Here is a 9,322-nt window from a genome sequence, read left to right as displayed (position 1 = left end):
ATAGAGAGGCTTGTAGTTAGCCCTGTACGGGTCAAAGCGTACAAAGCTGATTCAAAGTGCGACGTTTGCGTACAGAATTAGTAACTATTAAGTCACCAATAAACAACAAAGTTCAATAATTTTTGTTTGCAAAGTTGCCAAAGGTTCTGCACCCCGCTTGAGACGATATTCTAATTCGAGAAGTATGGGCAAGGTGGCGAGAAGTTGCTTAGAAGAAAAGGATTGTATCTCTTTGCGAATGAAATATAGTCGCTTGGGATTGGCAATTTCGGCGGCGGCGGCGATATTTTTGTCGTCTTTTTCTCCTTCTTCAATTTTTAATTTCACTATTGCCCAAGTGCGAAATTGACCCACTAGGGTGGCGGTGATACCCAGGGGGTTCTCGTTGCGATTTAATAATTCATTGACTAATTCTAGGGCCTTGCCTGTCTCCCGTTTTAAAATAGCACTGGCTAACTGTAAGCTGCTTTGATTGCTGGCATTGACTAAGCTTAAAATGTCCTTTTTGTCAATAGTTCCCGCCGAATTATTTTTAAATAAACGCAGTTTTTCTAACTCCATCCACAGCAAGCGGCTGTTATTTCCCACCGCTTCAGCTAAGAGTTCGATCGCATCGGAAGTTAATTTTACCCCCACTTCTTTGGCAATTTCCCTAACTCTTTGGGCAATTTCCTCGACTTTCCAAGGCGGAATTAGTTCAAATTCTTTAACCTCCGCCTGATTTTGGATAAACTTGCTCGATTTTAAGCGGGAGTCGGGTTTTTTGGCACTGGTTAATAACAGATAGGAATTTTCGGGTAAATTGGGCAAAGTGCGCTGTAATTCCTGGAAAATATCCTCGGAACATTGTTGACAAATAACCGTATCAGCTAACCAAACTAAACGATTTCCCATGCCGAAAACTGGAGTCATCGCTTGATTGAGGGCCTCGATAATTGCTTCATTGCGATCACCATTAATTTTATCATAATTAAACTGTATCCAATTGGGATCGAGAAGTTTTGCTTGCAGATTTTTCACCGCTTGGTTAATAGCAAATTCATCTTCTCCCCAATAAAATATTGTCGGCATAAGTTTCTACTTATAGCAGTTATCTTGAGTTGTTACTATTGCCCATTTTCCCAAATTTTTACAGTTTTGTCAGCAATACCAATAATTAAATATTTACCATCGGCACTAATTGCTAAAGATAACAGTTTGTCTGTGGGTTGATCAAGGGTTCCTAATTCCTCTTTGCTTGTTAAATATCAAAACTTAATCGTTTGGTCTGAAAGCTTGTTTAATCTGATCGGCACAAGCATGAGAGGATAAACCAAGAATTTCCTAATATTAACTATGGCTATTCATAAACACAGTTAAAGACGATCTGACTCGATAATTTTGAAAATTAATCAAAAAATAGACTCGATCGACCCCAAATAACGCACAATAAAAAAGGAAATGTCAAAGGAGAATCGCAAATGTTGCCCTATATCCTAGCGGTCGTTGTGGGATTGAGTAGTCTGTACCTCCTCACCACCGCTTTTATCGCCCCTGATCGCCACCGTCAAGATGATTTTCTCTGGAGTGCGGTAGGATTATTCTATGCCCTTGTCCTCTGGTTGTGCGCGGGAAGGATTACAGGCGCTATCCTCCTGGGACAAGTTGCCGCAGCCATTTTATTTATTGCTTTCGCTTGGCAAACTCTCAAACTCAGACAAGCACTTTTTTATCCCGACAAACCGGTTAAATTATTTACTATTGTCGGTTGGTTAGGCAATCGTCTCGGGAAAGTTACTCCCTCTCAATCCCCTAAAACTAAAGCTAAAGCTGAGAAAGTAGCGGCAAAAGTTAAAGAAACGGTTAAAGAAACGGTGGACCCCGTTATAGAAAAAGCGGCGGCTATCGGGGAAACTATTACAGAATCAGTGACAGAAATTGAGGAAAAAGCTCAAGAAACGGTGAACCCCGTTATAGAAAAAGCGGCGGCTATCGGGGAAACTATTACAGAATCAGTGACAGAAATTGGGGAAAAAGCCGCAGAAATTATTGATGATGATGAAACTTTCGATGATTTCGATGATTTCGATGATTTTGATTTGGCAAAAGAAGAGATCAACTCTTCCGAAAATCCCCCAGAAATTCCCCCGACTGAACCTGTCGCAAATGTTGAAGTCGAAACTATTGCTGTTAGCGAAACGGTGATTATTGAAGTTACCGAGGAAGATTTGTCCCCAGAAGAAACTATCGGAGAAGATACTCCCCCAGAAACTCGATCGCCAAGCGCAGAAAATCCCCCCTCATCGGATTAAAATTTAAGATTATTTAGCGGGTGGGTTAGGCAATAATTACTCAAGAAATTAACCAATTAATTTAAACTTTGCCCCCACCCAGTCAAACCAAGTTTAAAATGTGAATGGTTTTATTTTCCTAGTACACAGGGATAGAGCTTTTCGTTTTTCGGGACGATTCCTGAGATAATCTTCTAACCAAAGACAACCTCGATCGAGCAATTTTTGTAAATAATTATATTCCGTTTCTAAGGGCCACCGATGCTTTTGACCATCCCTAGCAATAATCACAATCTCTTGACTATTAGGACTAAAAGTGATCCCATAGACGATATCTTCTTCTATTTTAAACTCCGATCGCAAATTTCCGTCCATGTCCCAGCGTCTAGCTGTACCATCCCTTGAAATAGCGGCGATTTTTTCACCATCGGGACTAAAACTAACTCCATAAACGGGAAAAGAATCGGTTTTAATCTCCTCGAAAAGATTGCCCTGCAAATCCCAAATTTTAATCTTTCCTCGAGTAGCAGTAGCAATTTTTTGATGATCAGGAGAAAACACCAAATCATATATAATACTATCATCGGCTGTCCAAGAATTAATCAATTGAGGTGGATGATTACTTAAATGCCAGTATTGAACTTTTCCCTCACTTGTTCCCGTGATTATTGCTGTTCCCTCTCCATTAAAAGCAAGACTATAAATCGGTACTTGACTAGCAGTAAATTCTTGAAGCATTGTTCCTTTTTGACTCCAGATTTGTACTTTTCCATTTCTTCCTGTAATCGCTATCTGATTACTATCGGGATGAAAAGCTATACTATAGATTGAGCGCATTTTTGTGGCAAATTCTCTAATTTTTTTTCCCTGGGAATCGAGTAAAGTAATTTGACCATCTTTATTAGCAATAGCGATAATATTGCCCTGGAAATTAATGCTAACACTGGTATTATCAGTCCTAGCTTGATTTAAATTGTTCAGTTGCCAAATTTTAGCCGTTTCATCACTCGATCCAGTTACCACCTGTTTTCCATCTTGACTAAATACAGCAGTAAAAACTGATTCTTGATGTCCTCTGAGAGTAGTTATTTCTTCCCCTTGCATTCCCCAAATTTTAGCACTACCGTCACTAGATGCAGTAATTAAAAACTGGCCATCAGGACTAAAATTAACACTGTTGACAAAATCTTGATGTCCCCGGAAAGTAGCTATTAAATTTCCCTGTAAATCCCAGATTTTAGCATTTTTATCTGCCGCTGCTCCGGCAATTTTTTGACCGTCGGGACTAAAATTAACACTATAAAAAGCCTCAATATTTTCTTTACCTAAACTCAAGATAATTTTACCTGATAAATCCCAGATTTTAATCGTACCATCCCGGGAAGCGGTGGCAATTTTTTGACCATCGGGACTAAAACTAGCTGCATCTATCGATCTTTTATGTCCCTTAAATACCTGTAAAGTTTGACCTGATAAATTCCATAATCTAGCGGTTTTATCCCTGGAAGTGGTGACAATTTTTTGACCATCGGGACTAAAACTAACACTATAAACTGATTCTTGATGGTCAGGATAGGTGACTAAAATTTGCCCTTGCAAGTTCCAAATTTTGGCGGTTTTATCTTCGGAAGCGGTCGCAATTTTTTGACCATCGGGACTAAAACTAACACTATAAACTGCTCCTCGATGACCTATCAAAGTTTGAATATTCTCACCTTTTTGATTCCAAATTTTTACCGTCCCATCTTGAGAAGCAGTGGCAATTTTTTGACGATCTGAACTAATACTAACACTATAAATAGTTCCCCGGTGTCCTTGCAGTTGGTTTTTTTCTTGAATGCGCTCTAAAATTTGTTGTAGGGTAATAATGGGACTGGTAGCAGGATATTTACCTAGGGTTTGGTCATCAGTAACGATATTTTTTAAACTATTTACTGCTTGCATGGCCGCAATTAAAGATTCTAGTTGTTCAAATTGAAATTGTTGCCAATAACTATCACCCTGGCGCTGTAATTTAATACCTATTTGAGCGGTTTCTACTTGCTGCCACCCTTGTTTTACCTGAACAAAAGCTAAGAGAGAACCCAAAAGAGAAGCAATTAAAATTACTGAGCCAATTTTAATTCTCTTGGTGGCTTTTTGGTGAGCAATTGCTAAAATTTTATTAGCTTGCTTCTGAGTTTCTAGGCTAATTTCTGCCTCTCTTTTATCGAGATTTTGACTAGCAGTTAAAAACTGATAATCAAGATTACTTAAGCTTTTCCCCTGAGACCAATCGAGGGCATTATTTAAAGCTTTTCCGCGTAAAAGCCGCGATTCATCGGTATAATTAGACTGTTGCCAAGCGGCAATCGCTTCTGAGTAGGGACGCAATTGCTCTAATTGTTTTTCCACCCAATTGAGATTAAATATTTCTCGATAAATAGGATTATAAACTACTAATTGATTATCCTTTTTTACCACTAACCCCGATAACCTTAATTCCCCTTGTTCTGGACTATCATCGCACAGGATTGCACCTTTTTCTAAAATTTGTTGATAGATGCCTAACAAACGACCCGCTTTGTCTTGATTTCTTAACAAGCGATCGGCAATAGTTCGCAGATGAACTGGTTCATCATGAGATTCCCAATTATTAATAATTCTCTCTTTGATCAGCGTCTCAATATCTAAATTACTTTCCAGCAATAGCTGACAGATTTTCTGGGTTAAAAATGGCTGTCCTCCCGTCCAAAAAATAACTTTTTCTAACCAGTCGGGTTGATAATTACTTTGACCGGATAATCCCGCGGCTAGAGGAGCAATTTCTGCAAGATTAAATCCTGTTAATTCGATCGCCTGGCCGATATTAAAAGATGTTTGGGTCTTTTCGCGAATTAAATCTGCTGGGGTAGCAACACCGAATAAAGCGAAAGTAATTCTTTCATACTGGGCATTTTCCGCTCTTTGGTTATAACAATAACGAATCAGGGAAAAAAAGTCATCTAGAGAAAACTGTAAACTGAGAATTTTATCGATCTCGTCAATAAAAATATAGATTTTCTCTCCCCGACAATAAACTAATAAAACTTCCTCGATAAATTGTCCCAAACGCTGCACGGGAGGTAAATCCTCTCGCTCGCGCAACCAGGATTTAAGATTAATTTTTCCCGTCAGATTAAATCCTAAAAACAAACGGGTAATCACCCCGTTATACCATTGGGATAAATTGTCATTACTACCAAGACTGGTTATATCTACCGCCGCGCAATCCATGCCCAATTGCTGTAAAATATGGGTCACTCGTACCCTTAAACTGGATTTACCCATCTGACGACAGTTAAAAACGTAGCAAAATTGACCGTTTTTTAACGCCGTTAACAGTTCTCGATCGGCATTTCTCTCGATATAGGTAGGATGGTTATAGGCAAGACTACCCCCAACACGATATTGATAATTCATTATTCTTAAACAAAGTTATTTTAATGTCACCAACAGAAATAAAATAGACAATTGTGATTTAGATATATATAATGCAAGGATAATCGCTATTGACAACCTATCTCCAAGGCAATTATGAAGAAAACTTTTTTCACCTCCATCGCCGTTAGTGCCACCCTCGTCAGTGGTATTGTTTTAGGTACTCTTGATGCTGGCAGTGCCTCCGCTTGTGCTTTCGCTCAAGCTAAAGGCATTTTTGGCAGCAATAACAGCTTCCATGTCGATCCTAACAAACTTATTTTAGGGGTTGCCACCGCTACAGGAGCAATCACCGTAGCCGGTGTTTTAAGCTACCGTCGTTTTCACTCCGGACAGCCTCCCGAAGATGCCGCCGCTAACCTGCCGTCGGTATTTCCTATCCCCATTCCCCCCGCAGCTTTAAATGCCGCAGTGGAGGCGGAAGAAGCGGCAGAAACCAGCCAAATCTCCTAAAAATCTGCTATATTTCCTCAAAAAAGGTGTTGGCATCCCCGCAGCTTTCCCGCTAGGCAACACCTTTTTCTGCCTAATTGTGTCCCAGTTATCAGAATTTTCAGCGATTTTTAAGTTAAGTTAAAAAGTGCAACCCTACCACCAGAGGTAAAGATGGGCAACTCTACCACATTTTCTGACACCCCACTTCATAAAGATCATCACACTTGGGAGCATTTAAAACAAGCCATCGCCGCTAGTTCCGGTTTTCGGCGTTGGCAGCAAGAACAACTAGAATCAGGTAAAAATAGAGACGATGCTGATGCTCGCATTTGTTCCTATCTACGGGAAACTTTAGAAACTTTAGCCTACTAGATTGATGCTCCCCAGCTATGACGGCATGGGGACTTTTTTTGTCCGTTTAAGCTAATTTGAAGACCTTATTTTCTGCGCGCCTCGTAACCCAACAACCAGACAAAAGCGACAATTAAAGGCAGGAAATAATAAATAGCTCGATAGGCGATTAAAGAACCTAAAAGCTCGGCATTAGATACATATTCTGGCCGTAATCTCAGCATGATAAACTCAAAAACACCTATTCCCCCCGGCACATTGCTTAATACCCCTGCCGTCATGGCAAATACATAGAGACCGAAAAATCCTAAAAACGAAGTATTGTAGCTGCCCGGGAGAAGAAGATAGAGAACTCTAGCGGCTAATATCCAATCAATAAAAGTCAACAAAATCAAAGCCAGGGAAAGAGTCCAAGAGGGTAAATAGATGTTTTCTTGGCCGATTCTTATTGGTTTTTTATAGGTGAGAGTCAAGAAAAAATATCCCGTAACCAGCAATAAAAAAATTATTCCTAAAGGTTTAGTAGTTAAAAAAGGTAATTTTAAAAGTTGAGGAATCCGTTGGGGATCGAGGAGGAAACTTAAACCACCAATCCCTAACATTCCTAACCAAAAGCTTAAATGGGTAAAAGTAATAACTTTGGCAATATCCACCACCCCCACCCCCGCAGGAGTATAGAAACGATAACGAATTGCTGTCCCAGAAAATAAGGTCAAACCAATGGTATTACCAAGAGCATAACTGATAAAAGCAGCGCGGATAATAGTGCCTAAAGCTAAGGGATGATTGATATAATAAAAACCTAGGCGATCATAACCCGTCATCGACAAATAACCCAAAGCCATCCAAAAAATAGCTTCTAGCTTACGACTTGTGGTAAGATGATCCAAACTAGCCAACAGTTGAGCAAAAGTGTAGTGTTTAAATTCTTGACTAATTGCCCAGACCGCTAGAATAAATAAACTCAAAGACAGGATAATCGGAGCAAAACGCCAGATTTTTGGCTCTTCGGTTTGTGTTATGCAATGGACGGGGGTTATAAGGGATGTAACCCTTATATAGAAAGGAGCGAACTAATCAATTAAATCTCTTGCCAGATAAGGATTTAGTCGATTTATGCCCCCCTATCGAACCATACCAAGTAACGAAGAACCAGATTTTTTTATACATCTTACTTTTTACGAATTACTTTTGACTCATTAAAATTTATGAAAAGATCAAAGCTAGATTTAGCTAAACGTTTAAATCGATCCCGAAAAAGGAAATATGATAAATTCCTGACTTCCTCCTTATATTTAACAATTATTCTGGGTTTATTTTATCTACTCTACCTCAATCTTCCTTGGTCTTTTCATCTTTTTGTGCATTGGGTGACTAAAGGGGGTGATTTAGACAAAATTCCTGCCAAATTTTATTCAGAACTTAATCAATTATGTTTGAGAGCAGATAGTAGGGGGGAAGTAAGAACGAGAAACTATACAGAACATACAGAAATCGCCGAATCTCTCGGTACATTTCAATGTACTTTAGTTAATGGTGGTCAAGAATGGTTAATAGAAGATTATAAATCTTTTAGTTCTGCCGATGAAGCGATTTTAGGCACTCAGTTAGCGGTTTTTATCGCCGAGATTTTGGGAACAGATTATAGTTATAACATTCGCGCTTATATTCCTAATACTAAGTATCAAATAGCTCCCAAAACCAAATCCTAGACTAGGGATGGGTTTCTCACCCATCCTTAGAAAACAATTAGTTTTCCGATACGGGTTTTGGTCGGGAAGGCCGAGGGATAGGGGATTGTCCGGGGGTAAAAGGTCGTTTTTCTCCTTCCCCCGAGGGATGACGATTTTTATCAAAAGGCTTTTTAAAACCTCCCTTACCCATCGGTTTTTTCTTGCTGGCAAAACCGAGGTCTAAACCTTCCAAAATGGTTAAGGCATCTCCTTTAAGTTGTACCTGAAAATCCCAAAAACGACTGATCGGTTTACCAGGTAAAGTGCCGCGCAATTTTAGTTTAAAAAACTTGGGTTTGTCTGCTTCAGTTTTGGGCATTTGTCGGATTTTGACCACTACCGCTTGATTTTCCCGTTCGGTAAAGATGACTTCGCCTCGAATCGAGAAATAACCCGGGGTAGAAGCGAGGAGAGGCTCTATCTCCTGATCATCCTCCTTTTTCAGGGTTTCTGGTTCCCAAACACCGACAATCTGAACATGAAGGGCATCATTTTCCTGACGGGTGCGCGGATAAACCACCCAAAGATGCGGTTTTTCCAGATCGAGATGATTTTTGACCAAACTGATCACTCGACCGAGAATCACAGAATCGATCGGAGTACCATCGGCAGTTAAAATATTGCCTTTAGTTAATTGTTCCTCCGATCGCTGATAATGGCCATAGACGAGACCGATCGCCCGATACTGCCGCAGATGACTGGGAGGGGGGATCGGTTGTTGACGTTTGACTTCTGCGGGGGTGGCTGACTCTACGGCTAAATCAGCCTCGGTATGGGGGGATTCAAGGGGGACTTCCTGAAGTGGAAATTCAGGAGTCGGGGGGGTTTTCGGTGATTCGGTAAACCGATTCCCAGGACGATTCATATCACACTCCTAGCGGCGGAGACACATAGTAAATTAGTAATCAAGCAAGTCAAAAGCGCGATCTGGGGGGTTACAATAACCCTCTAGGGCGACTCTACTGTCATCTAGTATATTAAAAACCTTGACATCCTCACCGCCGTAAACGGACGGTGATTCCCAAACCTCACGATTTGGGTTTCTGCTTCTTTCCCTTGCGGGGTTCCGCACCT

The 9,322-nt window shown here is 40.3% G+C and carries 8 protein-coding genes and 1 pseudogene; 4 read left to right on the top strand and 5 right to left on the bottom strand.

Features of this window, described 5'->3' with window-relative positions; translation table 11 throughout:
- Window positions 1–87: 87 nt before the first annotated feature.
- Together holA and BGL89_RS21390 are read right to left on the bottom strand one after the other, a co-directional pair.
- A complete protein-coding gene (holA, locus tag BGL89_RS20270; RefSeq protein WP_286827336.1) occupies window positions 88–1,071 on the bottom strand; it encodes a DNA polymerase III subunit delta in 984 nt (327 codons plus the stop codon).
- Between the two features lie 35 nt (window positions 1,072–1,106).
- Window positions 1,107–1,295, bottom strand: a pseudogene (locus BGL89_RS21390) (WD40 repeat domain-containing protein).
- Between the two features lie 165 nt (window positions 1,296–1,460).
- On the opposite strand from BGL89_RS21390, the gene BGL89_RS20265 reads away from it, so the two are divergent.
- The gene (locus BGL89_RS20265) at window positions 1,461–2,291 is read left to right on the top strand and encodes a Ycf66 family protein (protein ID WP_286827335.1); all 831 of its coding nucleotides are present in this window, start codon (window positions 1,461–1,463) and stop codon (window positions 2,289–2,291) included.
- 93 nt (window positions 2,292–2,384) lie between these two features.
- Here BGL89_RS20265 and BGL89_RS20260 read toward each other — a convergent pair whose 3' ends face one another.
- Entirely contained in the window at window positions 2,385–5,711 is a 3,327-nt protein-coding gene (locus BGL89_RS20260) for an AAA-like domain-containing protein (RefSeq protein ID WP_286827334.1), read from the bottom strand.
- Between the two features lie 114 nt (window positions 5,712–5,825).
- Here BGL89_RS20260 and BGL89_RS20255 point away from each other — a divergent pair, with 114 nt between their 5' ends.
- Entirely contained in the window at window positions 5,826–6,182 is a 357-nt protein-coding gene (locus BGL89_RS20255) for a hypothetical protein (RefSeq protein ID WP_286827333.1), read from the top strand.
- A 153-nt stretch (window positions 6,183–6,335) separates the two neighbouring features.
- Window positions 6,336–6,536 (top strand): hypothetical protein, encoded by a 201-nt coding sequence (locus BGL89_RS20250; RefSeq protein ID WP_002792758.1) that lies wholly within the window; start codon window positions 6,336–6,338, stop codon window positions 6,534–6,536.
- Between the two features lie 65 nt (window positions 6,537–6,601).
- Here the strand turns inward: BGL89_RS20250 and BGL89_RS20245 are convergent, their stop codons facing one another.
- A complete protein-coding gene (locus BGL89_RS20245) occupies window positions 6,602–7,537 on the bottom strand; it encodes a lysylphosphatidylglycerol synthase domain-containing protein (protein ID WP_286827337.1) in 936 nt (311 codons plus the stop codon).
- Window positions 7,538–7,723: 186 nt separating this feature from the next.
- Between BGL89_RS20245 and BGL89_RS20240 the strand changes: the two genes are divergently transcribed.
- A complete protein-coding gene (locus tag BGL89_RS20240) occupies window positions 7,724–8,227 on the top strand; it encodes a hypothetical protein (RefSeq protein WP_286827332.1) in 504 nt (167 codons plus the stop codon).
- Between the two features lie 37 nt (window positions 8,228–8,264).
- Here BGL89_RS20240 and patR read toward each other — a convergent pair whose 3' ends face one another.
- Entirely contained in the window at window positions 8,265–9,113 is an 849-nt protein-coding gene (gene patR, locus BGL89_RS20235; protein ID WP_286827331.1) for a heterocyst master regulator PatR, read from the bottom strand.
- Between the last annotated feature and the right edge of the window lie 209 nt (window positions 9,114–9,322).

This window comes from Microcystis sp. LSC13-02 (assembly GCA_002282935.1).
Lineage (GTDB): Bacteria > Cyanobacteriota > Cyanobacteriia > Cyanobacteriales > Microcystaceae > Microcystis.
Note: the sequence above shows the minus strand (reverse complement) of the source record. Positions and strands in the feature narration are given on the sequence as shown.

Bases quoted from the DNA above. Each gene is read 5' to 3' on its own strand.
- holA (WP_286827336.1), bottom strand. From the start codon at position 1,071: ATGCCGACAATATTTTATTGGGGAGAAGATGAATTTGCTATTAACCAA.
- BGL89_RS20265 (WP_286827335.1), top strand. From the start codon at position 1,461: ATGTTGCCCTATATCCTAGCGGTCGTTGTGGGATTGAGTAGTCTGTAC.
- BGL89_RS20260 (WP_286827334.1), bottom strand. From the start codon at position 5,711: ATGAATTATCAATATCGTGTTGGGGGTAGTCTTGCCTATAACCATCCT.
- BGL89_RS20255 (WP_286827333.1), top strand. From the start codon at position 5,826: ATGAAGAAAACTTTTTTCACCTCCATCGCCGTTAGTGCCACCCTCGTC.
- BGL89_RS20250 (WP_002792758.1), top strand. From the start codon at position 6,336: ATGGGCAACTCTACCACATTTTCTGACACCCCACTTCATAAAGATCAT.
- BGL89_RS20240 (WP_286827332.1), top strand. From the start codon at position 7,724: ATGAAAAGATCAAAGCTAGATTTAGCTAAACGTTTAAATCGATCCCGA.
- patR (WP_286827331.1), bottom strand. From the start codon at position 9,113: ATGAATCGTCCTGGGAATCGGTTTACCGAATCACCGAAAACCCCCCCG.